Raw genomic sequence first — 25,228 nt, 5'->3', positions numbered from 1 at the left:
AAAATGGAAAAAGATAACATTGCAGTAGGTCTAGATATTGGAACAACCAAAATCGTTGCCATGATTGGCAAAAAAAATGAATATGGTAAGTTGGAGATTTTGGGCATTGGCAAATCCAAAAGTTTGGGTGTTGCCAGAGGAGTAGTAAACAACATTACGCAGACTATTCAGTCTATACAGCAGGCTATAGTTGAAGCAGAAAATAATTCAGGATACAAAATCAAAGATGTGGTTGTGGGTATTGCCGGACAGCACATCAGAAGTATTCAGCATACAGATTACATCAGCAGAAATAATCCTGAAGAAGTAATTGGCGAAAAAGATATTCAGCTCCTAATCGATCAGGTAAACAAACTGGCGATGTTACCGGGAGAAGAAATAATTCACGTTTTACCGCAAGAATTTAAAATCGATGGGCAATCTGAAATTAAAGAGCCAATCGGAATGTACGGCGGAAGATTAGAATCAAGTTTTCACGTTGTAGTTGGTCAGGCATCTTCAATCAGAAACGTTGGAAGATGTATCCAGAGTTCAGGAATTGAATTGTCTGGATTGACATTAGAGCCATTAGCTTCGGCTGATGCTGTTTTAAGTCAGGAAGAAAAAGAAGCTGGTGTTGCGCTTATCGATATCGGGGGCGGAACAACAGATTTAGCTATTTTCAAAGATGGCATCATTCGTCATACTGCAGTAATTCCTTTTGGAGGAAATGTAATTACAGATGATATCAAAGAAGGATGTTCAATTATTGAAAAACAAGCCGAGCTTTTAAAAATAAAATTCGGATCTGCTTGGCCGGGAGAAAATAAAGACAACGAGATCGTTTCTATCCCAGGTTTAAGAGGAAGAGAGCCAAAAGAGATTTCGCTTAAAAACTTATCTAAAATTATCCATGCAAGAGTTGTGGAAATAGTAGAACAGGTTTTTGCAGAAATTAAAGCTTATGGACACGAAGATCCCCGTAAAAAGCTAATTGCAGGAATTGTTTTAACAGGTGGTGGTGCACAATTAAAGCACATTAAACAGCTGGTAGAATACATTACAGGAATGGATACTAGAATTGGTTATCCGAATGAGCATTTGGCAGGAAACTCTAGTGAAGAAATCTCTAGCCCGCTATTTGCAACTGCAGTAGGATTAGTAATGAACAGTATCGAAAACAGTTCGCAAAGTGCTGTTAGAATGGAAATGGTTCAAGAACAACCAAAAATTGTTTACAGAACGGCTCCGCCAGTACAGCGATACGAAGTTGAAGAAAACTACGTTGAGAAAGTAGAAACCATTGAAGAACCTAGAGAAACCGTAAGTCAAAAGGTGCCTAAAAATGAATCTACTGAAACCAAAATAAGAAGATCATTTTTTGATCGATATGTCGACAAAATCAAAGAATTTTTAGACAACGCAGAATAATAAAAAGAGAAGGATTATTTCTTGCCCCAAGTCAAGAAGTAAAAAATGTACTTAATAAGAATTTCAAAAAACCAAAAAGATGATGAGCAACTCAGAATTTGGAAGTATTTCATTTGATTTACCAAAAAATCAATCAAATGTAATCAAAGTAATAGGTGTAGGTGGGGGCGGAAGTAACGCAATTAACCACATGTTCAAACAAGGTATTAAAGGCGTAGATTTTATCGTTTGTAATACCGATTCGCAAGCGCTTCAAAATAGTTCAGTACCAAATAAGATTCAGTTAGGAGTTAATTTGACTGAAGGATTAGGAGCAGGAGCAAACCCAGACGTTGGACAGCAGTCGGCTATCGAAAGTATTTCGGATATTGAGAAAATGTTGGATAAAAATACTAAGATGGTATTTATCACTGCTGGTATGGGTGGAGGAACTGGAACTGGTGCAGCTCCGGTAATTGCTCAATTAGCAAAAGAAAGAGAAATATTGACAGTTGGTATCGTGACCATTCCGTTTCAATTTGAAGGGAAAGTGCGTCAGGAGCAAGCAATTATTGGAATTGAGAAATTGCGTAAGCAAGTCGATTCTTTAATTGTAATCAACAACAACAAATTAAGAGAAGTATACGGAAATCTTGGTTTTAAAGCAGGATTTTCTAAAGCGGATGAAGTTTTGGCAACAGCCTCTAGAGGTATTGCCGAAGTAATTACGCACCACTACACTCAAAATATCGATTTACGTGACGCAAAAACTGTTTTAGCAAACAGCGGTACTGCGATCATGGGATCTTCTGTGGCTGAAGGCGACAACAGAGCGAAAGATGCTATTGTTTCAGCATTAGATTCTCCGTTGTTAAATGACAATAAAATTACGGGTGCCAAAAACGTATTGTTGCTTATCGTTTCTGGAACTAATGAGATTACTCTTGACGAAATTGGAGAAATCAACGATCACATTCAAGCTGAAGCGGGTTACAATGCAAATATTATCATGGGAGTTGGTGAAGACGAAACTCTTGGTGAAGCCATTGCTGTAACTATTATCGCTACAGGATTTGATGTAGAACAACAAAATGAAATTGTAAATACAGAACCAAAGAAAATCATTCATACGTTAGAAGATGAGCAGAGAAGCGTTCATAATTTAACGAATAAACCACTTGCTTCTTTCGACTTAACTGTTGATACACCGACAGCAAAAGTAGAAGATAAAGTTGTTTTTGATTTGATGGATGATGACGAAACTTTTACTCCAACTGCACAAGCTGTTGCTCCAGCAATCAATCAGGAAGAGTTAGTGGTGATGTCTGAGTTTATTAAGAATCTAGATGTTACTTTCGAAATCGTTTCGCCAATTACAGATATCGATTTTACAATTTCATCTCCTGAAGCACCAGCTGTTCAGCAAGTACAACAACAGCCAGTGCAGCAGCAAAGAGTTTTTGAAAGAGAAGAACAAACAACATTCTCGTTTGATCTTCCTTTGTTTAAGCAAGAGCCTGCAAAAAGAGAGCCAGTTGTTGAAGATAATAGAGTTCTGTTTGAATTGACAAATGAAACTCGTGATATTAAAGTAAACGATCCAGTACAATTTGTTCCTGTAACTGAAGTTTCAGATAACGGAATCATTAAATATTCTCTAGAAGAATATATGGAAGTTGAAAACGATTTATTGGCTTCTAAACCAGTTGAAAAAGTAGTTGAGCCTACAATTCCAGAGGAATTAAACATCACGTTGAAAGCAAGACCTGATTTTGCAAGTCAACCTGATATTTCAACAACTTCTGAAGTTTCTCCTTTAGAATTGACTATTGAAGAAACATTGCGTTTAAGAGCAGAAGAAAGAAGAAAGAAGCTAAAAGAATTTAACTATAAATTCCATAACAATGTTTCTAGAATTGATGAGTTGGAAAAAGAGCCTGCTTACAAAAGATTAGGGATAGATTTGTCTAATTCTCAGTCTAATAATACAAATTCTAGAATCTCTGTTGGAACAGACAGTAATAATGATTTACAATTACGTTCAAACAATTCATTTTTGCACGATAACGTAGATTAATTTTTAGAATCATAATATAGGGTAACCCGAAAATTGGATTTAATTTTCGGGTTATTTTTTTTATCTTCGCACAGAATTTCAAAATTTGACTTTCTAAATAGGTTTTTAAAGTGAATCTTATTTTCACCCTGAGCGAAGTCAAAGGGTCAAATTAATACATCAATTAATAAGCGTTAGCTTATTCTAATAAAATATAAACATGAGTTTACAAACACTAATCATGGACGAAATCAAAAACGCCATGAAAGCAAAAGATACAGTAGCTTTAGAAGCTTTAAGAGCTGTTAAATCTGAATTATTATTGGCTTCAACAGCTTCAGGATCTAAAGAAGATTTATCTGAAGATGATGAGATTAAATTACTTCAAAGATTGGTTAAAACTCGTAAAGAAAGCGCAAGAATCTTTACAGAGCAAAACCGTCCAGATTTAGCTGAACCAGAATTGGCTCAAGTTGCTGTAATCGAGAAGTTTTTACCAGCTCAATTAAGTGAAGAAGAAGTAGAAGCTGTAGTAGCAAAAATCATTGCTGAAACAGGCGCTTCTGGAATTGCTTCAATGGGTAAAGTAATGGGATTAGCATCTGCTCAATTAGGTGGAACTGCTGAAGGAAAAACCATTTCTACAATTGTAAAGAAATTACTTTCGTAAATATAATTTTATTAGATTTTAGACTGTAGATTTTAGATTTCAATCACCAATCTATAATCTAAAATCATAAATAAAACTGACCTCGTAGTTCAACTGGATAGAATATCAGATTTCGGCTCTGAGGGTTGGGGGTTCGAACCCCTCCGGGGTCACTATAAAAAAATGAAAGCCTGCAAAGTGTATATTTTGCAGGCTTTTTTATGGTTCGAAAATTTAGATGATCTTTTCTCTAGTTTTGAAAATGCCTATATTTAAAGGGAATTTTGGTTCGAAGCCCATCATGGATTTATTTTTTACATTAATTATACGGATAATATAATTTTTAAATTCGTCTCCAGCTTATTTCAAGTTCAAAATCATGATTAACGTTATAATAGTTGTTTTGGTGTGTAGTTATGTAGTTCTTTCTTTTAATATTTTGTCGAAATCTGTCCCCACTTTATCAATCAGCCCCGAAAAATGGCAAAAATAAAGTTCGCCGTTTTTATCATTTTCTTTTATGGCAATTATACCATCTTCAAATTCCGCTAAATGAAAATAATCTCCATCATCCAATCCTGTTCTCTGTATTTCAGAGATTCCTGAAATTCGAAATTCCTGAAATTCTAAGCCCTCGGTTTGCTCAATGATTTGTATGTAACCATGTGGAAGGAATGAGTCAATTTTCCGTTTAAATATCTCAATTTGCTGTGGAATTAACGGATTATACGCAGTTTTAATTGGTTTCACTTTTGCAATCTCTCCAATCACGCCATCAAAATTTGGAATCGTCTTGAATTCTGTTTTTTCGATACTAATTACAACTTTCTCATTTGGATCATTGTTAATCTTTTTACTAATTACTTCAATATCGTCTGTTTTTTGAATTCGCTTGGGATTGGGTCTTATTTTCCATCCCCAAATCCTACCCTCATAACTATCAAATTCAATACTGTATTTTTCTTCGCTTACTTTAAATCTAATAGTTGCAATTTTACTATCATCTTGTCTTGAGTATTTTAAGTCAGGCGACATTTTTTTATCTCCATATAGTTCTATTGACATACTCTTCTCCCAGTACTGCCTCCATTTACGCTTATTTTCGAAGTATTCAATTTGCTTCTTGATTTTTTCAGCTAAATCAGGATCAAACATAGATGTAAAAATATCCAAAAGTTTTTTTTCGAGTTTCGTATAACCTTTTTTATTAAATTTTGGTCTGCGGATTTGAATTAAAATAAATGCTAAGCCAAAATGCAAAATTATTAATCCTGTAATTATACTTAATAATATTATGAGTATTCCCATTGTTGAGTGTTTAGGTTATTTACTGTGCACTCCAAGCACTACAGAGGTTTTGAACTAAATTAAGCCAATTCTTGAAATTTTTCAAATCATTCAAATCCAAAACTAATTTCTATCAATATTGATAATCATGTTGTTAGATTCGGTATTAACGTTAACTTTTTTGTTTTTCATAGGTATTCAATATGTTTTGCATTATATTGTAAAATCCCTCCTTATTAAAATCCTTTGGCTTTCTTTTTAAGTCGTCATAATCGTTTATACCTTCGAGTATTTTTGCTTTCAATAATCGATATTGTTGCTGTTCATCAAGTTTTTTTATTTCCGAATAATCAAAGTGTTTTACTACAAGATAGTTTTTGTATTTGGTTCCGTATCTTTTATAGTTCTCTGTTTGTTTCAAAAATGTTGCAAAGCCACCATTGAAGTCATAAAGTTCAAATCCAAAGTCTATGGTAGTAACAGATTTACCGAATGTTCTGCCAGCAATCTCATTATTTATAAAATCCTGAACTTCATTAAGGTCAAAATGGATTTTGCTTTTATCTACTTCTGCTGTTTCTGTCCTTAAGAAATGAAAGCGGGTAGTGTCAAAAAATTTGATGATAGCACGATCAGTTTCAGTCTGGTCTAATAACAAAGATTGTTTTTTTAAATATTGTTTATAGTCCGTATACAAATTGTTTACATTAAAATCTTTTGGCAAAGGAACTTTCTGTTCTAAATATTTCACTAGAATTAAAGACGCATTAAGAACTAACTTCAATTTTTCATCATCGCTTACTTTGTCAAAAAGTTGTTTGTCAATATGGGCAGACAAGTGAGCGCAAGCCGAATAAAGACTATCAGTTTGTCGTCCAAAATTTATATTTGGTTCAACATAAATATCAAAACGAAAAAGATTAATACCTAAACCATAGTTTTTATCGGAAATAAAATCAAGAAAGACATTTATAGCTTTTTGTTGAATTGCCTCAAATTCTTTTTCAAAAATATGCTGGTTGATTAAAAACCAACATTCATATTTCTTTGTATTGTCATTTTTCATTTTAGAGCCTAGGTTCTGTTTATACTGTTCGTTATAAAGTTGAAATTAATTTGTATGTACATCTGATATATCTTATATAAAGTAGTTATATCTGACAAATAACAATAGATTTTATTTTCAAAAATAGGATTTTTATTTCGTAAACGATCAAAATGGAATTAGACATAATTTAAAATCTCCAAGTCTTTCAATAAAAGGTTCGAATTCTGTACCGTCGAGGTCACTATAAAATTTAAAAAAGCCTGAGAATTTAAGTTCTCAGGCTTTTTTATGGGGCAAAAATTTTTAATGTTTTCGTCTAGTTATTAATTTGACTATTTCTTAAAGTATAAGTTACCAGATTTTTTATATTCTCATGGGTATTATTATATTTTTTATTCTCCAATTCAAAGTTCATTTTTTTTAATATTGATACAGAATTGATATTGTCAGAAGACGGAAAAGCAGTTATTATTTTTGCTTTTATTTTTTCAAACGCATATTCTATTACTTTTTTGATTGCTTCAGTCATTATTCCTTTACCTTGAAATTCACTCAACATTTCATATCCTATTTCTACAATTTCATTTTCAACATCAAAATTCCATAAACAAACTGAACCAATTAGATCGTTATTTCCTTTTTCCGTTATAACCCAATAAATGCATTCATTTTTCGCAATTAAATTTTGCATTTTAATTATGTATTCTTCGGCATTTTTTATGCTTGACGAATTGTCTCTTCCAACAAACGCATTTACAATTGCATCAGAATGTAATTTATGAATTAAAGCAACATCAGTGTTTTCAATATTTCTTAATACTAATCTTTCGGTAATCAGTTTAGGGAAATCTTTAAAATTCAATTCCATTCTGTGTTTTTTTGATTAATTTTTTACAGACTTATTTGGCAATCTATTTCATAAGGTTCTTGAGGAAAACCATATAGAATGATCTTCTGGTTGTCTACATATTTTATTGGGAGTAGATTGTCTAAAGCGGCATTTTCATAAAACGAAACAAACAATGTATCATTTAACTTTTCTATTAGAATTTTCCGTCCCTCTCTATTCAGTCGCTTATTTATTTCTTGTATGTATAGAGGATCTAAATCTTCATTAAAACGTACAATTGTCTTTTCTCCGTTCCAATTAATCTCGAATTTCAAATTTTGAATTTCATTTTCTGTTAATTCTGTTTCGGTCGGATGTAGTTTTTGATAATCATTTTCGAAAATACAATTTTCTGTAATTGATTCTTCATTACTTAAGGAGTAATATATTTTTCCTTTTTCAAAAAAACGAATCCTATTTGGGTTTATTAACTGATGTTTTGTTTCGGCTAAATTTTTACTTCTATTTTCATCTTTTATTTTTAATAGAGAATCTTCGTTGCTTTTTTCAATAATAAAATAATTAATGTCATTATTGTTAAATTGAATGACAGAGGGGGGGTCGTAACAATCTGGCGATTTGATATATAACCAATTCTCTTTCATAAACTTTTCGAGGTTTATTATTAATTATATTTTATTTTTTTTTAAAATTTTAATGATATAATAAACTGAAAATAAAAAGGCAATGCCATAAATAACAGCCATTGCCGGATTCTCAAACTTTAAATTTTTAAAATCAAATTGCTTGTATAAGGTTACGCCTAAAATGATGGCTACTATCCAAAAAACAAATGTTATAGGTTGGTTTTTATTTTCCATATTTAGATTGTTGGTTGTTAAATATCTTAGTTATAGTTTATCCTGTTCAGCTCTTAGTAAATCAAAAACGTTTTCGCTTTTAAAGTTCTCCATAAACAAGTTAATTAGAGGAACTGTTGGACTTTTTGGATATTTTTTCATGAATCGGTTAAATTCTTGAATGTTTTCTGGGTAAATATATTTTTCATCTGTTGCTCTTTAGGCTGTTGGCGTATTGTTTTGACCAACTAAATAATCCATTTGGTAATTTTTGTATTCTTCTTTTACAGATGCAATCAATTTTGAATTAGGATATTTGGTCATGAAATTTTCCCAAGAAATTACTCTCTCGCCTAGATCTTTAAAAGAGATTACAAGTCCAGCGTCTGCAGAATAAAGCGTTTTGTTTTCTTCACTTTTCAGATACAAATAATCTTTGTAATCGCTTGTTACATAATCTTTGAAGATTTTATAATAGAAATCAGGTAGCGTCTCAATTTCAACATACCCTTCTCCAATTTCAAAATACTCTAACTGATGTCTTGAAAGTTTTTCGCCTAAAAGTTTCACTTCTCTTTTAGCTTTTTCCTCTTCATTGTAGAATTTATCTAATACACCTGATTCTTTTTCTTCGATCTGTCCCAGCAAAATATTATTTTCTTCATAATATTTCTCATACAATGCATTAGCAGCTTCTTTATTGGGAATCGATTTTAATTTAAGGATAACTTCATTTTTATTTTTAGAAAATTGTTCGAATAATCCCAAATCCGATTTTACTGTTTGCGATGAGTTTTCAACTTTGGCACTGTCTTTCTTTATTTCTTGTTTGCCAGAAATGTTTTTGTTGTCTGTTTGTTTGCAAGCTGAAAGTAAAATTCCAGAAACAATCAATACGAAGATTTTTCTCATTTTATAGATTAGGTTTATTATGCTAATATAAAAATATTTTAAGTATATTTTAATCATAAAAAAAGGACAAAAGATATCTTTGTCCTTTTAGTTAGTTTTTAATTAGCTAAAGCTCGATTTTATTTTAACTGTTCATCGATAATTGCTCCAAGATCAGTATTAGAGTTGTCATAAGCAAGAATATTACCGGTTTTATCAATTACAATACGTGTTGGTATCGCTTGTATTTTGTAATTGGTAACAACCTCTGTTTTTGAATCGAAAACGACGTTGAAGTCGAATTTTTTCTCAGTTATATACGAAGTAACTTTTTTAAGTACGTCGTCCTCTTTACCATTTTCCCAAGTATTTACAAACAAGAAAGCAACATCTTTATCTTTGTATTTAGTCACTAAATGTTGCATTTTTGGAAAAGAAGCTTTGCATGGCCCGCACCAAGTTGCCCAGAAATCAAGAACAACTACTTTTCCTTTATAATCTGAAAGTTTTGTGTCTTTTCCTTCTAGATTTTTCAAGGTAAAATCAGTGGCATTTTTAGTTCCAAATTTTTCAAGAAGATCTTTGTTTTTGTTTTCCTGTGCTAATAATTCTGTTTTTTGCTGAATAGCATCATATTCAGCCATAGGTAGTTTCTTCTCAATGTAAATTTCTTTTAGTTTAGCAAGAAATGCCGGTGATGTGTTGCCTTTACCAATTTCATCTTCAATATAAGCTTTTACTTCGTCTTTACTTTTTACTTTGCCCAGCATTGCTAAATAGCGTTCTTTTCCTCCAGCGTCCAACCCGTTAAGCGCTTTGACTCCGCTTTGGTATTTAAAAGCTTCCTCATATTTGCCTTGTTTATAAAGCAGAAGTGCATAAGTATCAGCAAACATGTTAAATTTATCATTATAATCAGGAGTAAAGCATTCTTTTCGTTTTGCTTCGAGAATGTCTAAAGATCGTTTAGAAACTTTTGTAGCAAAATCAATATCTTTTACAGGCATTGTTAAATCACCACCAGATTGGCCCCAAGCAAAATTATTATAGGAGTCTGCCGGTGTGTTTATATAGGGTTCTATTTCTATCGCTTTTTTTAAATCTCCTTTATTTAGATATATCGTTAATAAATTTGAATAAAAATAGTTTAGAGACCTCTTAGAATTATCGTTAGGATATTTTGTCTTAAAAGTATTAAGACTTTTTAAAATAGAAGCTTCGGTTTTATCAGGCTGATCATAGAAATTTCGAATAAAATCCATTTTATCAATTCTATTTGCAGGATACTTTTCTGAAATTTCCTTTCTCAATTTTGTTGCTTTATCTTGAGTGTCATTATTTGAACTATAGATATAATAAGCTGTAGTCAAATATTCTTCACTATTTCGTTTTACACATTTATCAGCAAAATCTAGAAGATCTTTTGTTCCTTGTTCTCTGTTGAGAGACTTTTTAGTGTATAAATATTCTAAAGAAACGATATCATCTCTTAATTTCGGATATTTTGCAAATATGACATCATATTCAGTAATTAAATCTTCTCTTTTTGGATCTGATTTTAATCTAAAAAAGTAGCCTCCATTACTTCTGACATAAATTTCGTCTATCAGACTTTTTCCTAATTCAATATCATTTTGTGTCTTTAAAAGAACAGAATAACCTTTTTCATTATTGCTATCTGCAATTTTTTGTGAATCGTTTATTGTTACTAGGATCACTCTAACAGAATCAGGAACTTTTGCTGTAAATTCATAACGTTTTCCACTTTTTTTCAGCGGACTTACGTCAGAAGAAAAATCATTAGGGGTAATATAGAGAAAATTTGCTTTAGCATTATCTTCTATTGCAAGACCTTGAGGAGGTTCATAAACATAAGTATTAGGTTTACCCATGTTGAATTTTGCATTTTTTAAATAGATCTTTCCAGATTGAGCAAAAGCAATATTAATAACTGAAAACAGCAGTAAAATAATGGTTTTTTTCATTTGTTTTTGGTTTTTTGATTGATATTTTCTTAATTGATTAACGAAGCATAAATGTAGAAATTATATCGTCTGTTGTTTTTTTATTAAGAAAATATTAGCAAAAATCTATGGAGTTATTTTGCTGATTATATACTGTCTGTATACTTTTTAATAGCTGTTTATTTTTTTATACCAATTGCAGATCTATAAAATTCATATCCATTTTCAGAACGGCTTGGCAGAAACTTTTCACGATATTCATTAGCTCCTAAATCTTCTAAAAGTGCAATATCAAACTGATTTAAATAATTTGGTAGTTCTTCGGGAAGAAAACCAAATGTCCAATGTTCTTCAAGGTTTTCTAAATCTTCCAGAAGTTTTTTGCCACCTAAAAAAGATTCTGGATTTAAGATTATATTTTTATGTACATACGTAAAAATAATATGACTGTTAGCAGCAAATTTAGCGATATATGAAAAGGTATTTTTTACAGCATCTTCGGTAAGATAATTTGTTACACCTTCCCAAATAATTGTAGTTGGTTTAGAAAAATCCAGATTGTTTTCTAATGCTAATTGATCTAAATTTTGTTTGTTAAAATCAATTTGAAGAAAACGGATGTTCTGAGGAATTTGCCCTATTCTATTTTTATAAACTTCGGCTTTAAACTTCGAAGTATTAGGATGATCAATTTCTATTACAGGAATATCTTTTAGAAAATCAAGGCGTACCGCTCTCGTGTCGAAACCAGCACCTAAAATTATAACTTGTTTTACGCCATTTGAAATAGCATTTTCAAGTAAATCATCAATATATTTTGTTCTGGCAATTCCAGAAGACAAAGCTCCAGGAATTTTTTTCTGTATAGTATTATTAATATATTTTCTGATAATTGGATATTTGTATAAACGAACGGCCAATCTCAATTTTGAATCTATGAAATGAATGGCATAAGGATCTGAAAACAACCTTTTTTTACATTGTGTTTCCAATGCTCGAAAGAACGCCATGTATTGTGCCGTTCTGCTTGTTTTTTCCGCTTTCATTTTAATTCTATTTTCTCGAAAACAAATTTTCTACAACCCAAGCTGGTCCAATTAATAAAAACTGTAGATCTTTTAAGAAGGAAGGTTTTTTACCTTCAATATTATGTCCATAAAATTGTCCAATCCAAGCCAATACAAAAACGCCAATAGAGAATGCCCACAACGGAACAAACTGACCGATGTAATAATTTACAACTAAACAAAGAATAGAAAAAACAGCAATTTTAACCGCCATTGCAAGAGATAATCTGATATAAAATAGCAGAACAAAAAGGAGTACAACAAAAGCCCAATTTTCGATAATTGGAGCGTTTAGTTTTAATGTATTTGAGATTGTCGAGCTCGGAATACTCATAAATAATCCAACTATTGAAAAGAAAATAGCAGGCACACAAACATAATGTATTGTCTTGTTTTTTGGGTTTTTATGACTTACGGCATATTCTGCAAACCATTGATCTAATGTTCTCATTTGGGCGGTTTTATAGTTAGTAGCGTAAATCTAATAAATTTTCTTTTAGCTTTTACCGCGCTTTGTTTTCATTATTTTATCTGCAATCGAAATGGCTTTTTTTATGAAATTGTATGTCTTGTCCTGAAATAGCGGTATACAAAGGCATAATTATGGAAAAAGAGATAAATCCATGTTATTTAAATTTTGGTAAGATACTTATTATAATTATAAGCTAACTCCTGCTCAAATGAATTGACAAAACAAAGAATAGATAAGAATTTTAAAGAAAAACACCTGCAAAAAAAGCTCTTGCAGGTGTTTAATTAAATATATCTGTCTAATAATCCGTATCGATTATTAAGGACTAATCAATAGATCGGAGTATTGATAGATTTTAGAGAAGCTATTATTTTAAATAGGTGATTCTTATTAGATCATCTGTCATTAATGCATATGAAGCATTATTAGCAGGAGTATACGTCACAGTATTACCATTTAAAGAAATCGCCGCTGTAGAAATGCAAACACCATTTATATGGAATAATAATTTGGCAGTCGAAGTTGGTGTTTTGCTTAATGTAAAAGTATCCGTTCCATCTGTTGTCACATTAAATTCATCAATTACTATTTCTGATGTAATAGTTTGAATAGTTGCAGGATCTGTCCAAGTTACATTACCTGTTGCATCAGAAACGGCAATTTTACCAGCTCCAGCTCCAGTTGTAATTTGAGCAGTTGCTGTAGTTGTTTTTGCTGTAGCAGTAATATTCGCTGCATTATCAATATTCTTGCCACTCATTGCTAAATCTTGTGTAGCAGTATGATTACCTAGATTGTCACCTGCTACACTGATAGTTGCAGGATCTGTCCAAGTTACATTACCTGTTGCATCAGACACAGCAATTTTACCAGCTCCAGCACCAGTTGTAATTTGAGCAGTTGCTGTAGTTGTTTTTGCTGTAGCTGTAATATTTGCTGCGTTATTAATATTGTTACCTTCCATTGCTAAATCTTGTGTAGCAGTATGATTACCAAGGTTGTCTCCTGCTACGCTAATAGATGAAGGATCTGTCCAAGTTACATTACCTGCTGCATCAGAAACAGCGATTCTACCAGCTCCAGCACCAGTTGTAATTTGAGCAGTTGCTGTAGTTGTTTTTGCTGTAGCTGTAATATTTTCTGCATTATTAATATTCTTGCCGCTCATTTCTAAATCTTGTGTAGCAGTATGATTACCTAGATTGTCACCTGCTACACTGATAGTTGCAGGATCTGTCCAAGTTACATTACCTGTTGCATCAGACACAGCAATTTTACCAGCTCCAGCACCAGTTGTAATTTGAGCAGTTGCTGTAGTTGTTTTTGCTGTAGCTGTAATATTTGCTGCGTTATTAATATTGTTACCTTCCATTGCTAAATCTTGTGTAGCAGTATGATTGCCAAGATTGTCACCAAAAGTAGATCTATCTACTAATTTTAAAACGCCAGTTGTTGGATCAGCTACTAAAATCTTGTCTGTAGATGCTCCTGCTTGCAATCCTAGTAAAGCTAGAGTAGCAGACGGAGTGGCTTGTATGGTAGTATTTTGTATTAAAGTACCGCCAAGCTGTATGTAGCCTCCTGTGGCCGTTAAACCATTGTTTGAATAGGGGCTTATAGTAACTTTTTCACCATATTGAGTCACTACAGTTTTTGTTTGTGCCATCATAAATGCACTCTGGATCAATAAGAGCACCAAGGTAATTTTTTTCATTTTAAGTTGTTTTAAAAGATTTGTTATACTTTAATCTGAGTTGTTTATGAGTTGATTGAATTTTCTCATAAAATCAAGCTAAATTAGTTGCGTTATAATCAGATTTTAGCCTTAAAAAGTTTTAGTTGTAATAAAATAAGACAAATGCTTGTTTCGTTTTTTAATAAAAAGAAGAGTTGTCTTGGTTTTAAAGGTTTTCCAGAGATACAAAATAGATTTTAACAGAATAAATTCAATAGGTTAATGGCTTAATTTCCACAATTACATAGGCAAATAGTAATGACATAATTATCTGTCAACGCAAAAGAATAGTTAAATGTGTAGGGCAGTATAGAAATTCTGCTATTGTTTCTATGAACTCAAAAGTAAGTGTGTATTGGAAAATTGGAATCAAATAAGTGGAAATCGTTTATAATGAGATATGAATTTCCAAGTGAAAATACTGCAATTGATGCAAACTGAAGATCTTTAAAGAAAGTGGTTTTGGTTGAATAGAATTTGTGATCAAGCTCCGTGAGATACTTTAGAACAAATCAAACAAAAGAAATAAATTGTGTGCAATCAAATGGAAGGTGTTGTTCTTTTTTCTAATCTTGATGACTTACAGAAAATTTCTTTTAGCTTTTGCCGTGCTGTATTTTCATTATTTCATCTACAATCGAAATGACTTTTTCTAATGTAATTCCGTTTTCTTGATCTAAAGTTAGAGGATGATTTTCTTCAATCATTTTTATTTCTGGAATTAACCCTAAGCTTTGCTCAATAGCAATTGTTTTTAGAGATAAAGTTTCGCCATAAGTTGGGATATTAGTCTGCATCCAGCCAAAATATGGTTCTTGGCTAATTCTATTGGGATCTTCCCACAAATCCATTCGAAGACAGAAATTATCTTCGCTTATCGTGGTCCAGACATTAAAAACCAAATCTTCGTGGTAATCAATTATCGGAATTGTCAATCTTCCTCTGTGAAAAAAGTGCTCTTCATCGACATAACACCAGCTTCCTCCGTATTCAATTCTTTGTTCTCTTTCTTCTGGCGTAATGGTAAAATAATAAGCAGGAAATTCATTTCCAAAACACAAAGGCATTTGGTCAAAAACTTCTCCGCAACAAGAACATTTGTAAGTATTCATTTTTCTTAAGATTTGGCTTTCTGATTATATTTAAAAACATTATCCCACAAGTCGTCAATTGCAATAAGCGCTTCATTAAGTGGAATCACATTCCATTTTCCGTTAGTTTCTATTCCCAGACCAATGCTTTTTAATTTCAATAAAGCATCATTCACATCAAAATCCAAATCGGTATTTAGTTTGGTTTTAAACCAAGATTCAATTTGATTGTCCAGTTCTTCGGCTGTTAATGAATCTTCACTTTCGTGTAAAAAAGTATAAGCCAAAATGGTCTCTTTTAAAGCTTCTTCTTCAGAAGAATTTAGAAGAGAGTAGAAGGCGCCACTATTGTTTCCAAGATTCTTAAAATACAAACTGTCTGAAAGTGTTTTAGAATATCTGATTTTCTTATTTATGAAGTTATTGTATTGACGAAAGCAATATGCTCCTAAAATTCCAAGTGCAATTAAACCCTGATTTAAAGAAGTTTTGCTGTTAAGCAAATCGATTGTTTCACCTGTTTGATAAGCTTCATACATATTGATCAGGGCCGGAATCACCTTGGCACTTAATAACGAAAGTCCGCCAAAAACACCCGGTACCCAAAGCAGCAATTTATCCTTAAGAGACATTTTAGGAATAGCATTTGGGAAAATGGTTTCGAGATCGTTTTTAGGTACACGTTTGAATATTTTTAAGGCAATTGAACCTGGATCGATTGGCATTTTACCTAATTTGACTTTCTTTTCTTTTAGGTAATCTGCTTCGCTATAATTGAGGTAAATTAAGACACGGTCATAATATTCAATTTCAACTTCTTTGGTCCAAAAAAAATATTTTTTGACCTTTTCTTTTGCTTTATGATGCCCGCGTGCATAAAGTTCAAAATCTTTAAAAGCATTAAAGTCGATAGAAAGATTCAGTCCAATTAAATCAGATTCGTTGAAAGCATCGTTTAAAGCTTTTTGATTAATTCTGTAGTAATTACCACGTTCAAGGACTTTCAGTAGTGTTTCTTTAAAAACTGGAAAATCGCTTTTATTGATAAACTGTTCTCGTTCTTTCTCACTTAAATCAGGATCATAAAGTGCATAGTTTTGCTTTAGATTTCGGTTTAAGTTAAAAGATTCGTAATGATAATAGTGTTCGATTATTTCGAAAAGTTTCTTAAAACCATCTACTTTTTTAGGGTCATTAGCAAAAGCGGTAATTTGCTGTTCGAGTAAAAATTCTTTATTAAACGGAATATAATGTTCTCGTGTCATATCGATTTCTGGGCTTTTAATTTCGTGGCGTTTACAGAAATGCAAAAATACTGCTTTTTTTCGAGGAGCAAAGGTGCAGAGTAGCAAAGTAGCAAAGGTTGGATTTTTTAAAAATAAAATAGTTGAAAATAAAAAAGGAAGCTAAATGCTTCCTTTCAATTACTATTTAAGTTTTTGCTCTAATTTTAGCAAACGATTTTCAAGATCTAAAATTCTCTCTTCTTTCTCTTCCAACTGTTTTTTCAGCTCTTGCACTGATTTTACTAATGGCACGACAAAATCTGAATAACGCAAACTATAAAAATCAGTATCACTTTGTGGTTTTACAATTCCGCTGAATTTATAACCAATACTATTTGCCGCACTTTCTACTTCCTGAGCAATAAAACCAGATTGTAATTCTGTGGTTCCTGTTTTCATGTTATAAAGCACAGGACGTAATTTATTTATAAAATCTAAACCGTATGTACTGCTAACGATATTCTTTTTTAAACGAGAATCAGAATAATTTGACCAAGGTGCATAACCGCCGATTTCAGTTATCTGGCTATTACCAATCGTTACTGTATTTGAGCCTTTTCCTCTTGCATTATACCCAATAACAATTTCATTTTTTGATCCATTGAGTAAAGCTCGTGATTCTGCTCCAATAAACATGCTTTCGGTACTATTATCTAGAAGATTAGTTGCTGCGTTATCTCCAAAATATCTTCCACTACCAAAGCCTAAAGCAATATTATTATTTCCTGTTAAAAGTGAGCCAAAAACAGCTTCTCCTACAGCAACATTTCTATTGGCAGAGTTACTTAATGGTAATGCACTAACTCCTACAGCAGTATTTTTTTCCCCTACGGTATTACGCGCAAGTGCTCCTGCGCCTAAGGCAGTATTATTGCTCCCAGTTGTATTATTTAATAAGGCAGTTCTTCCAAAGGCTGAGTTTTGATCACCAGTAGTATTATATGTTAGGCTACTAGATCCAAAAGAGATGTTTGATGATGTTAATCTTCCAATTACATAGCCTTGTCGCTTAAAAACTAAGTCCTGATCGTCAGTTGTTCCAATAAAATTTGTTCCTGCAATTGTTCCTGTGTTTCCATTAGTATTCCACCAATTACCATTAGATATTTTCCTTAAAACGCCGTTAGCATCTGTAGTTAACAATTGATCTGTTAAAGTTCCGTTTTGTAAACCTCCAATGGCTAAGGGATTTTCAGAAGTTGTTTTTATTAAAGTAGGCTTTGTTAAATCTCCGCCCAATTGTACATTTCCGTCAGTTCTGGTTAAACCATTGTCAACAGTAGTGACTGGATTTGTGTAAACTTTTACTTTTTTCCCGTTTGGGGTTACCACTTTTTCAGTTTCTGTCTGTGCCATCACGAATCCGCTTTGAATTAATGTCAGCATAAGTATAATTTTTCTCATTCTCTTTTTTTACTTTTTACTTGTTTTTATCCATTTATCAGATTTTCTCGAAGATAAATGAGCGGCTGCAAAAGTAAAAAGAGGCTCTATTTTTAATTCCCTCTAAAAGTCTTGTTTGTATTACAATAGGACAGAATTGAGGTTTTATAACTTTGTAGAAGTGTATTTTTAGGGTTTTTGATAGGATCGTTGCGGAATTTATGAGGGTTATCTTTCTTTCGTCAAGATGGCAAAAAAAAAGTGAAATTTCCAATCGGTACCAGCGATTTGAAATCCCACTTTCTGTTCCAAAAAAAAAGTGACAAAAAATTAAAAAGCTTTCTATTAGAAAAACTTGCCTAAACTAAAAATTATTCACAGCAATATTAGAACAAAATAATAGCGTGGCTATAGGTGTTTTTACCTGTTTTTGTAAACGGTCAAAGATTTTGAGTAATTGGGGTGCAAAGATTATTGTAATACCGTTTTTTTGAGTTCGATTACGCCTTGAATATATTTTATTAATTCTTCTCTGGTTACGGCATAAGGAGCTTTTTCTGCTTCGGTATTTAAGTATAGGTTAGCAATACTTTCTGCATCGAGATTTTGAGTAACGTAATGATGCTCTGCGTATTGTATAAGGTGATCTACAAAAAGTTCGCGTTGTTTTCCTTTTTCGATTGTTTCTAGATCGCCTTCTTTTATTTTTTCTATTACAGATTCTGGCAAATCGATTGTGAGATACATGCAATCTACAGAAACTTTAGAAAGCAATTCTTTGGGGACTCTTCCCGTTGCATCGCAATAGGCGCATGGCGCAGGAACCCATTTCAATTGTCGGTTTAAACGGCGGATATCATCCCAATCAACAAATCTTTTTCCAAGACATCTCGGGCATTTTACAGTAGATCTTTTAAAGAAATTAAAAATGGTCATTGGTTTATAAACAGCTTAGTGGTTTGGTTGTGCGGCGAATTTAAAGAATTAAGTAAGAAAAGTTTCTTAGTTTGACATTTTTTTTAAGAAAAGAATTAACAAAATCATAAATTACAGCAATTGCTATAGATTTAAAACAAATAAAAATAATGCTTTCAGAAATTTGAAATCCCTGTAAATACTTAAGATGTGAGTTTTTTGTATTGTATTTAGATTTAGTGCAAAAACGAAACGGTGAAGCTTTTTTTGTTGTGCGAAAAATGATACTTTTGTTGGATAGAAAGGTATTGTATTGAAATAAAAAACTTTAAAGAATTTTAAATATCTTTGAATTATGAGCACAGCAACAAAACCAAAACATATTGGGAGAAATATTAGCCGAATTAGAGAGCTTAGAGACATGAAGCAGGAAGCACTTGCTATTGCTCTTGGCATGAGCCAGCAATATATCTCTACTCTTGAAGGAACTGAAAACATTGATGACGAAAAGCTAAATAGAATTGCTGAAGCTTTAGGAGTTTCTGTAGAAACTATCAAGAATTTTAGTGATGAAGCCGTTTTTAATATTATTGGCAACACAGTTACGAATCATGATAATTCTGCTTTATTTCAATTTCACCCAACATTTAATCCAATCGAAAAGCTGATTGAAGCTTATGATGAAAATAAGAAACTTTATGAGCGTTTATTGGAATCTGAAAAAGAGAAGATTTCTTATTTGGAAAAGTTGCTTAAAGAGAAATAGGATTTTATAAAATATTGTATAAAACCAAAAAGAGACTTTTGTGTAAAAAGTCTCTTTTTTTGAAAAATAAATTTTTATTAAAATTCAAAGCCAAATAAAGTCCCCGTTTCATTGCGATCATTAAGTTCTAAAACGATGTTGCTTTTATCAAAATAAACTAATTCATCATTTGCATTTATGGGAAGATCTGATTTAATTACTGATAGTATGTATTGAATATCATTGCTTTTAGTAATGTCGCTAATTAAATTTAATAATCGAATCTTAATACCATTGTCCTGCTGTGATAAAACGTCATCATGATAAACGAATCGGAAATAAGATTCAATATTATATGCAACTAAAATTGCAAGATCAAACACCACACACAATATTTTTCTATAAGTTCGTCCTTCATCTTTCGCAGTGTCTTTGGATAAAAGATCTTTAGTCTTTACTATTGGAGGTTTAAAATCAACATTGTTATTACTATTTATAGACCATGAAATATACGTGTCTTCGTTCATTACATAAAGAAAATATTTAGAGAATAAGTCACGAATTCTCTTATATTTTTCATTTTTTTCGGTATTATTACTAAAATTTCGAATCTGCTTTATAGTGCTTTCAATGTCATTTTTTAGTGATTCTTTAGCTTCATCTTTATTTATTATCAAATCGATAATTTTTAAGCGTTCTTTTAATTGAATTAAATCAGATTCTAATTTTGCTAACTCCTTCTGGTATTCTTTTAATTTACGAAATGTATCTGTATCTGTTAAGAAGCTAAGTAGGTCTTCTTTTTTGCTATTAAGTTCTTGAAGTTCGGTATTGATTTTTTGAAGTTCTTCGCTTTTATTTTTTAATGTTTTATTGAGTAATCGATTTCTATCTTTTGTTAGCTCTTTGTTAAAATTAATAAGATCTTGATAATCCTTTTTCAGATCATCTGCAAAATAGATTTTAGATTCTTTAAAAACTTTTTCAACTTTATTTAAGTCAAAAGCAAAGTTGTTTTTGATTGAGCCCTTAAGTTTGTTAATATCGAAACTTAAATTATATGAAAAAGTATTAAGTTTTGAAATTTTATTTTCAATCTCATCAATTCCAAGTTGCATTAAGCTCTGATCTTCTTCATAAAAATTTAATTGATCAATTCTTTGTCTAGCTTCTTCTGTTTTGTTATTTTGAAGACTTATTTGAGCAATAATTTCATCTCGATCTGCTTCATTAACAGAAAAATCTTTTTTCAGTTGCTTGATTTCGGTTTCAATTTTTTCTTGCTCAGTGTCATTTTGATATTTTTTTCTTAATACTTCACCATCAAATCCTAATAGGTCAAACATAAAAGGTTTCCAATCTATATCTTTTCCTCCTTTAAACTTTGATAATCGATAAACATCTTCATAGTCTGGTTGCATACGGATACAATAATTTATTGCTTTTCTATAATCGTATGGTTTATTTTTAAAAAAATCAAATTTCAAAAATTCTGCTAATTGTTTTTTGGCAGCATCATTACCAAGATCTTCAAACTGCCAAATAGATGGAGGTGTATAACCATCATTTTTTTGGTTACTGATACTAAAAGAAGCTTTTGAATGACTTGCAATCGATCTTTTAATTGTTAAAAAACGCCCATCATTTAATTGTATTTCTAAATAAAAAATATAATTGATAAAAATTGAAGTTCCTTTTTCGTCTTTTATTTTTAGTAAGAAATGATTTTTATCAATTTGCTTTATTAATAGATAATCAATCAATTCTGCTAGTTTAGTTTTGCCTAAATCATGTGAATTTTTTTTTTCTTTTAGATCAGTTAATACATCTGCATATACTACATTTAAGCCATTTAGATTAAATGTAATATTTTTGAATCGATTGTCATTGCTATAGAGTTTACTTAACTTCATTTGCTTTAAAAGAGTCAGTTTCTTGTTCGTAATTGAGTTTTCCTAATAAATATAAGAAATTTAGTGCATAAGGGAAGTTTGTTTTTGCCTCGTCACCAAGTATTGCAGTAATTTTATTTAGTAAATTATCATATTGAATAGCATAAAAAGAGTTTAGTTCCAATAGTATAATTGTACTTATATTCAAAATAGAATATTTTGGATTGGTGTGTCTGTCTGGTTTAATCATTTAATCCCTATTAGGCATTCGTAATACATATAATGCAATAAAGTGAATATATGTCTTTTACCTTTTATCTGATTTCCGTCTGATATTTGTTTAAATATATAAACAAATATTTCTTCAAATGAGGCAAAGTTAGTTCTTTTTATTTGAATTAAATTTCTTAACTCAGATGCAATATCAAAATATTGATTTTTTAAATCATCATTTCTAGGGTCACTAAGAAAAGACTCTATTTTCTCAAAATCTTGTAAAGAATGGTTCAAAATTTCATTTTCATAGTATTCATTACTTAAGTCATTTTTTTTATTTTTTTCTTCTATTTTTATTCTGTCAAAATCAAACTTTATCCTATTTACTTCTGTAATTATATTATGTGTTATTTTCGGTAATTCCTTATTGAATTCGACTATAATATCTTTAATTTCTTGTTCTGAAAAATCGAAAGGTATATGATTCAAGTCTAATCGAAAGTCTTTAATGAGATTTTTATTAGAATTTATATATAGGTCATTAAGTGTTTCTTTACCAATTATTGCTACATTTTTAAGCCCAGTTTCATTTTGAATTTTTTTTACTAAACGCTCTCCCTCAATTGCTGGATATTTTCTGTTAGTAAATAAAATATAACAATCTATGTCGCCTGCTAAGATTAATTTTTTTATTTTTTCAATTTCAATGTCAATAGTTTTTTTAAAATCTGAGTCAGAGCAAGAGGCAATCGAGTTTGAAGTATGCTTTGCTTGAATTATGAATTTTCCTTTCCAACAATCTTTGAGAGAAGGATATTTATTTGCTGTGCCATTAAATTTCCCATCTCTCCCGCCATCCTTTCCACTAGAAAAAGAAATAACACCTAACCCTAATATATCTTGACAAATTTTGTTTACTAAATTCTCAAACTGAGAATCATCCAATAATTCTAACCTATAATCCATATAAAAAGCAAATAAATTTATTAAGAAAATTACGCCAAATATATAAGATTTTTTAATTATATTTCGCTTGGAATTTTATAAATTTAAAAAATAAAAATAGTTTCAAGCAATTATACCAATAAATAAAAACTCAACACCAAGTACTTCTACGCATTTTGCAATCTAATTAAAAACAAAAAAGCCCAACCAAAATAGGTTGAGCTTTTCAAAAATTATCTGATTATCTAAATTGACAAATTATCTAATTGGAAGATTGTTCAATAAAATCTGATACTTTCTTCCCACAGGAATAGTATCGCCATTAGACATCGTAAGGTTTTTGGTCGTAACAGCAGAAATTTTAGTTGTATTTACAATATAAGATCTGTGAACTTGTACGAAATGTGCACAGTCAATTTCGGCACTTATGCTCGCGAGCGAACCGTAAATGACAATTGGAGATTTTAGTTTGCAATTGTACAATTTCATGTAATTGCCCAGACTTTCGATATATAAAATATCCGAAAGAGGCGTTTCAATTACTTGTCCGTTCGAGCGATAAGAAAGGACTTTTTCGTCGTCGGTGTTTTCTTTTTTAAGATTATTTCCAGAATGATACGTTTTGGCTTTTTCGATTGCTTTTGAGAATTTATCAAATGAAATAGGTTTCATCAAATAATCGATTGCATCGTTTTGGTAAGCCGAAAGCGCAAAATCAGAATAAGCTGTTGTTACAATCGTGATTGGACGTTTGGGCTGGAGTTCCATTAATTCTACACCCGAAATTACAGGCATATTAATGTCAAGAAAAATAATATCGTATTGGTTTTCATTGAGCAGTTTTATGGCTTCCATACCATTAAAAGCGCTTCCGGAATGTTCCAGTTCGTCAAATTTGGAGATGTGCGAAATCAAGGCTTTGTGCGCCGGCGATTCGTCATCAACTATTAGACAGCGGTAGGTAAGTGCCATATATTCAATTTTACGATAAACATGTTTTTGTCTTTTTTACAGCTTAAATCGTGTTTTAAACGGTATACTTCCAGACGTCTTTTTAGGTTTTCAATTCCGATTCCCGTGCTAGAAAGGCGCGATCCCGAATCGAGATAATTGTTTTTTATGGTAAAAGACAAATTTCGGCAATTTACTTTTAAATCTAAATCAATAAAAGGCTCAGCAGTTTCGGCCGAAAACTTCACCGCATTTTCTACCAAAGGCAAAAAGAACAAAGGCGGAATCTCGATTTGGTCATGAACACCTTCTATTTTTTGCGTTACAGCCAGTCTTTCGTTTCTAAAAGTGTAGTATTCGATATATTTTTTAATAAACGCAATTTCTTCCTGCATTAAGACAAAATCTTTTTTGGAAGCTTCTATCTGATAGCGCAGCAAATCTGAAAGATTCAGTATTCGATCTGGAACTTTTTCTGGTTCTGCTAATGCTTCTCCGTAAAGATTATTCATGGCATTCAATAAAAAATGCGGATTCAGCTGCTGTTTTAAAAACGAAAGTTCCGATTTGAAATTCATAATATCTTTATCGGCCTGACTCATTTTTTTGGTAATCACAATGTGCAGAAAATAGAAAAAACAGCCGTTTATGATCAATGATACAATCTGAAGCGCTTTTAAATTTCCTAATCCGACAAGCGGAAAAAACCAATTCATAAAAAAGTAAAAACCAGTCCAATAGACCGCAAGAAGCGTAAAAAAGATTTTAAATCTTTTGTGAAATAAAAAAGGGTTGATGATGCAGATGTTAAAAACCGTAATCCAAACAATGCAAGGGAAATACCCCATGGCAATTTTGCTGAGAATATAAGACCAGCTATGTCCGTTGAGTTTTATTTCGTCGTAAATACAGGCCAGAATGACCAAATAAACAAGAGTATTTACGATTAAGTTTCGCAGAAAAAAATTCTGGTAGATTTTTGCAATTGTCATAGCGGCAAAAATAATATAATCGTATAGTTTGTAAGCATTTATCAGGAATAATTTATACCAACGCCATTCGTATAAATCATACGCCATTGGTATAAAATTGCTGTTAAAATAAGGGCTTCTCCATTATTTTTGATCTGAGTTTCTATAAATCTTTTTAATAAAAAATAAAATGTACCAGTTTAAAGAATTAAAAGATACCGATAGGATTGTGGAGATTTTTAAAACAAATGTTCAGGAAGAATCTGATCGGGATTATATCATAACAGTGATACAAAATCAGTTTCCAGATTATAAAATCAATTTTGACTTGGAAGACTGCGATAAAATTTTAAGAGTTGAAGGTGTTGATTTGCAGTATGATAATGTTGTAGATTATGTAAATCGTTTAGGTTATACTTGCGTGCGGTTAGAATAATTTAACATGTTCTATTTCTAAAACAGGTGTATATACGTTAACGTATTTATGTTTTTTGTAAGTATTTTGTGTGATATTCTAATTTTAATACTAAATCTGAAATGCTAAGTTTTATACTTTCTATTTTTCTTTTTCTTCTAGAACAGTTAT

24 protein-coding genes and 1 tRNA gene are annotated in these 25,228 nt (G+C 31.4%); 6 read left to right on the top strand and 19 right to left on the bottom strand.

Annotation, left to right across the window (positions count from 1 at the left end):
• Nucleotides 1–3 precede the first annotated feature (3 nt).
• The 4 genes from ftsA to NU08_RS06755 all read left to right on the top strand — a co-directional run bounded on the left by ftsA (nucleotide 4) and on the right by NU08_RS06755 (nucleotide 4,267).
• A complete protein-coding gene (gene ftsA, locus NU08_RS06770; protein WP_129746414.1) occupies nucleotides 4–1,410 on the top strand; it encodes a cell division protein FtsA in 1,407 nt (468 codons plus the stop codon).
• Nucleotides 1,411–1,489: 79 nt separating this feature from the next.
• The gene (ftsZ, locus tag NU08_RS06765) at nucleotides 1,490–3,466 is read left to right on the top strand and encodes a cell division protein FtsZ (RefSeq protein WP_129746413.1); all 1,977 of its coding nucleotides are present in this window, start codon (nucleotides 1,490–1,492) and stop codon (nucleotides 3,464–3,466) included.
• Between the two features lie 199 nt (nucleotides 3,467–3,665).
• Nucleotides 3,666–4,115 carry a GatB/YqeY domain-containing protein gene (locus tag NU08_RS06760; RefSeq protein ID WP_129746412.1) on the top strand — a complete coding sequence of 150 codons (450 nt, stop codon included), beginning with the start codon at nucleotides 3,666–3,668 and terminating at the stop codon, nucleotides 4,113–4,115.
• Between the two features lie 78 nt (nucleotides 4,116–4,193).
• Nucleotides 4,194–4,267 (top strand) — tRNA-Arg (locus tag NU08_RS06755).
• A gap of 241 nt (nucleotides 4,268–4,508) precedes the next feature.
• Here NU08_RS06755 and NU08_RS06750 read toward each other — a convergent pair.
• From NU08_RS06750 to NU08_RS06685, 14 genes are all read right to left on the bottom strand, one after another.
• Complete coding sequence (locus tag NU08_RS06750; RefSeq protein WP_129746411.1) at nucleotides 4,509–5,402, bottom strand: hypothetical protein; 894 nt, start codon at nucleotides 5,400–5,402, stop codon at nucleotides 4,509–4,511.
• A 151-nt stretch (nucleotides 5,403–5,553) separates the two neighbouring features.
• Entirely contained in the window at nucleotides 5,554–6,447 is an 894-nt protein-coding gene (locus tag NU08_RS06745; protein WP_129746410.1) for a hypothetical protein, read from the bottom strand.
• Nucleotides 6,448–6,745: 298 nt separating this feature from the next.
• Complete coding sequence (locus NU08_RS06740) at nucleotides 6,746–7,297, bottom strand: GNAT family N-acetyltransferase (RefSeq protein WP_129746409.1); 552 nt, start codon at nucleotides 7,295–7,297, stop codon at nucleotides 6,746–6,748.
• A gap of 23 nt (nucleotides 7,298–7,320) precedes the next feature.
• On the bottom strand, nucleotides 7,321–7,923 hold the full coding sequence (locus tag NU08_RS06735; RefSeq protein ID WP_129746408.1) for a hypothetical protein: 603 nt from the start codon (nucleotides 7,921–7,923) through the stop codon (nucleotides 7,321–7,323).
• A gap of 24 nt (nucleotides 7,924–7,947) precedes the next feature.
• A complete protein-coding gene (locus tag NU08_RS06730) occupies nucleotides 7,948–8,139 on the bottom strand; it encodes a hypothetical protein (RefSeq protein ID WP_129746407.1) in 192 nt (63 codons plus the stop codon).
• A 198-nt stretch (nucleotides 8,140–8,337) separates the two neighbouring features.
• Complete coding sequence (locus NU08_RS06725; RefSeq protein ID WP_129746406.1) at nucleotides 8,338–9,030, bottom strand: hypothetical protein; 693 nt, start codon at nucleotides 9,028–9,030, stop codon at nucleotides 8,338–8,340.
• A gap of 119 nt (nucleotides 9,031–9,149) precedes the next feature.
• Nucleotides 9,150–10,994, bottom strand: coding sequence for a TlpA disulfide reductase family protein (locus NU08_RS06720; RefSeq protein WP_129746405.1), 1,845 nt, complete (start codon nucleotides 10,992–10,994; stop codon nucleotides 9,150–9,152).
• 158 nt (nucleotides 10,995–11,152) lie between these two features.
• Complete coding sequence (locus tag NU08_RS06715; protein ID WP_129746404.1) at nucleotides 11,153–12,019, bottom strand: class I SAM-dependent methyltransferase; 867 nt, start codon at nucleotides 12,017–12,019, stop codon at nucleotides 11,153–11,155.
• Nucleotides 12,020–12,026: 7 nt separating this feature from the next.
• The gene (locus tag NU08_RS06710) at nucleotides 12,027–12,491 is read right to left on the bottom strand and encodes a DUF962 domain-containing protein (RefSeq protein WP_129746403.1); all 465 of its coding nucleotides are present in this window, start codon (nucleotides 12,489–12,491) and stop codon (nucleotides 12,027–12,029) included.
• A 388-nt stretch (nucleotides 12,492–12,879) separates the two neighbouring features.
• Entirely contained in the window at nucleotides 12,880–14,226 is a 1,347-nt protein-coding gene (locus tag NU08_RS06705) for a hypothetical protein (RefSeq protein WP_129746402.1), read from the bottom strand.
• 617 nt (nucleotides 14,227–14,843) lie between these two features.
• A complete protein-coding gene (locus tag NU08_RS06700) occupies nucleotides 14,844–15,359 on the bottom strand; it encodes a DUF2199 domain-containing protein (RefSeq protein ID WP_129746401.1) in 516 nt (171 codons plus the stop codon).
• Between the two features lie 5 nt (nucleotides 15,360–15,364).
• Complete coding sequence (locus NU08_RS06695) at nucleotides 15,365–16,603, bottom strand: TMEM143 family protein (protein WP_129746400.1); 1,239 nt, start codon at nucleotides 16,601–16,603, stop codon at nucleotides 15,365–15,367.
• Between the two features lie 162 nt (nucleotides 16,604–16,765).
• Nucleotides 16,766–18,028, bottom strand: a complete 1,263-nt coding sequence (locus tag NU08_RS06690) for a tail fiber domain-containing protein (protein WP_129746399.1) — start codon at nucleotides 18,026–18,028, stop codon at nucleotides 16,766–16,768.
• A 450-nt stretch (nucleotides 18,029–18,478) separates the two neighbouring features.
• Nucleotides 18,479–18,943, bottom strand: a complete 465-nt coding sequence (locus tag NU08_RS06685; RefSeq protein ID WP_129746398.1) for a hypothetical protein — start codon at nucleotides 18,941–18,943, stop codon at nucleotides 18,479–18,481.
• A gap of 334 nt (nucleotides 18,944–19,277) precedes the next feature.
• Here NU08_RS06685 and NU08_RS06680 point away from each other — a divergent pair, with 334 nt between their 5' ends.
• Complete coding sequence (locus NU08_RS06680) at nucleotides 19,278–19,688, top strand: helix-turn-helix domain-containing protein (protein WP_129746397.1); 411 nt, start codon at nucleotides 19,278–19,280, stop codon at nucleotides 19,686–19,688.
• A 77-nt stretch (nucleotides 19,689–19,765) separates the two neighbouring features.
• Here NU08_RS06680 and NU08_RS06675 read toward each other — a convergent pair whose 3' ends face one another.
• From NU08_RS06675 to NU08_RS06655, 5 genes are all read right to left on the bottom strand, one after another.
• Nucleotides 19,766–21,580, bottom strand: coding sequence for a DUF2326 domain-containing protein (locus NU08_RS06675; RefSeq protein ID WP_129746396.1), 1,815 nt, complete (start codon nucleotides 21,578–21,580; stop codon nucleotides 19,766–19,768).
• A complete protein-coding gene (locus NU08_RS06670; protein WP_129746395.1) occupies nucleotides 21,567–21,809 on the bottom strand; it encodes an ABC-three component system middle component 8 in 243 nt (80 codons plus the stop codon). The genes NU08_RS06675 and NU08_RS06670 overlap by 14 nt, the downstream gene beginning before the upstream one ends.
• Nucleotides 21,806–22,741 carry an ABC-three component system protein gene (locus NU08_RS06665; RefSeq protein WP_129746394.1) on the bottom strand — a complete coding sequence of 312 codons (936 nt, stop codon included), beginning with the start codon at nucleotides 22,739–22,741 and terminating at the stop codon, nucleotides 21,806–21,808. The genes NU08_RS06670 and NU08_RS06665 overlap by 4 nt, the downstream gene beginning before the upstream one ends.
• A gap of 237 nt (nucleotides 22,742–22,978) precedes the next feature.
• Nucleotides 22,979–23,692, bottom strand: coding sequence for a LytR/AlgR family response regulator transcription factor (locus NU08_RS06660; protein WP_129746393.1), 714 nt, complete (start codon nucleotides 23,690–23,692; stop codon nucleotides 22,979–22,981).
• Nucleotides 23,668–24,750 (bottom strand): sensor histidine kinase, encoded by a 1,083-nt coding sequence (locus NU08_RS06655; protein WP_129746392.1) that lies wholly within the window; start codon nucleotides 24,748–24,750, stop codon nucleotides 23,668–23,670. The genes NU08_RS06660 and NU08_RS06655 overlap by 25 nt, the downstream gene beginning before the upstream one ends.
• 82 nt (nucleotides 24,751–24,832) lie before the next feature.
• Between NU08_RS06655 and NU08_RS06650 the strand changes: the two genes are divergently transcribed.
• Entirely contained in the window at nucleotides 24,833–25,078 is a 246-nt protein-coding gene (locus NU08_RS06650) for a hypothetical protein (protein WP_129746391.1), read from the top strand.
• Nucleotides 25,079–25,228 lie beyond the last annotated feature (150 nt).

The sequence above is a fragment of the Flavobacterium anhuiense genome, from assembly GCF_004151235.1.
GTDB classification, from domain to species: Bacteria; Bacteroidota; Bacteroidia; order Flavobacteriales; family Flavobacteriaceae; genus Flavobacterium; species Flavobacterium anhuiense_A.
This window is presented reverse-complemented; position numbering and strand designations above follow the sequence as displayed.

What these genes read in the sequence shown, in the direction of transcription:
- ftsA (WP_129746414.1), top strand. Translation starts at nt 4, where the DNA reads ATGGAAAAAGATAACATTGCAGTAGGTCTAGATATTGGAACAACCAAA.
- ftsZ (WP_129746413.1), top strand. Translation starts at nt 1,490, where the DNA reads ATGATGAGCAACTCAGAATTTGGAAGTATTTCATTTGATTTACCAAAA.
- NU08_RS06760 (WP_129746412.1), top strand. Translation starts at nt 3,666, where the DNA reads ATGAGTTTACAAACACTAATCATGGACGAAATCAAAAACGCCATGAAA.
- NU08_RS06750 (WP_129746411.1), bottom strand. Translation starts at nt 5,402, where the DNA reads ATGGGAATACTCATAATATTATTAAGTATAATTACAGGATTAATAATT.
- NU08_RS06745 (WP_129746410.1), bottom strand. Translation starts at nt 6,447, where the DNA reads ATGAAAAATGACAATACAAAGAAATATGAATGTTGGTTTTTAATCAAC.
- NU08_RS06740 (WP_129746409.1), bottom strand. Translation starts at nt 7,297, where the DNA reads ATGGAATTGAATTTTAAAGATTTCCCTAAACTGATTACCGAAAGATTA.
- NU08_RS06735 (WP_129746408.1), bottom strand. Translation starts at nt 7,923, where the DNA reads ATGAAAGAGAATTGGTTATATATCAAATCGCCAGATTGTTACGACCCC.
- NU08_RS06730 (WP_129746407.1), bottom strand. Translation starts at nt 8,139, where the DNA reads ATGGAAAATAAAAACCAACCTATAACATTTGTTTTTTGGATAGTAGCC.
- NU08_RS06725 (WP_129746406.1), bottom strand. Translation starts at nt 9,030, where the DNA reads ATGAGAAAAATCTTCGTATTGATTGTTTCTGGAATTTTACTTTCAGCT.
- NU08_RS06720 (WP_129746405.1), bottom strand. Translation starts at nt 10,994, where the DNA reads ATGAAAAAAACCATTATTTTACTGCTGTTTTCAGTTATTAATATTGCT.
- NU08_RS06715 (WP_129746404.1), bottom strand. Translation starts at nt 12,019, where the DNA reads ATGAAAGCGGAAAAAACAAGCAGAACGGCACAATACATGGCGTTCTTT.
- NU08_RS06710 (WP_129746403.1), bottom strand. Translation starts at nt 12,491, where the DNA reads ATGAGAACATTAGATCAATGGTTTGCAGAATATGCCGTAAGTCATAAA.
- NU08_RS06705 (WP_129746402.1), bottom strand. Translation starts at nt 14,226, where the DNA reads ATGAAAAAAATTACCTTGGTGCTCTTATTGATCCAGAGTGCATTTATG.
- NU08_RS06700 (WP_129746401.1), bottom strand. Translation starts at nt 15,359, where the DNA reads ATGAATACTTACAAATGTTCTTGTTGCGGAGAAGTTTTTGACCAAATG.
- NU08_RS06695 (WP_129746400.1), bottom strand. Translation starts at nt 16,603, where the DNA reads ATGACACGAGAACATTATATTCCGTTTAATAAAGAATTTTTACTCGAA.
- NU08_RS06690 (WP_129746399.1), bottom strand. Translation starts at nt 18,028, where the DNA reads ATGAGAAAAATTATACTTATGCTGACATTAATTCAAAGCGGATTCGTG.
- NU08_RS06685 (WP_129746398.1), bottom strand. Translation starts at nt 18,943, where the DNA reads ATGACCATTTTTAATTTCTTTAAAAGATCTACTGTAAAATGCCCGAGA.
- NU08_RS06680 (WP_129746397.1), top strand. Translation starts at nt 19,278, where the DNA reads ATGAGCACAGCAACAAAACCAAAACATATTGGGAGAAATATTAGCCGA.
- NU08_RS06675 (WP_129746396.1), bottom strand. Translation starts at nt 21,580, where the DNA reads ATGAAGTTAAGTAAACTCTATAGCAATGACAATCGATTCAAAAATATT.
- NU08_RS06670 (WP_129746395.1), bottom strand. Translation starts at nt 21,809, where the DNA reads ATGATTAAACCAGACAGACACACCAATCCAAAATATTCTATTTTGAAT.
- NU08_RS06665 (WP_129746394.1), bottom strand. Translation starts at nt 22,741, where the DNA reads ATGGATTATAGGTTAGAATTATTGGATGATTCTCAGTTTGAGAATTTA.
- NU08_RS06660 (WP_129746393.1), bottom strand. Translation starts at nt 23,692, where the DNA reads ATGGCACTTACCTACCGCTGTCTAATAGTTGATGACGAATCGCCGGCG.
- NU08_RS06655 (WP_129746392.1), bottom strand. Translation starts at nt 24,750, where the DNA reads ATGGCGTATGATTTATACGAATGGCGTTGGTATAAATTATTCCTGATA.
- NU08_RS06650 (WP_129746391.1), top strand. Translation starts at nt 24,833, where the DNA reads ATGTACCAGTTTAAAGAATTAAAAGATACCGATAGGATTGTGGAGATT.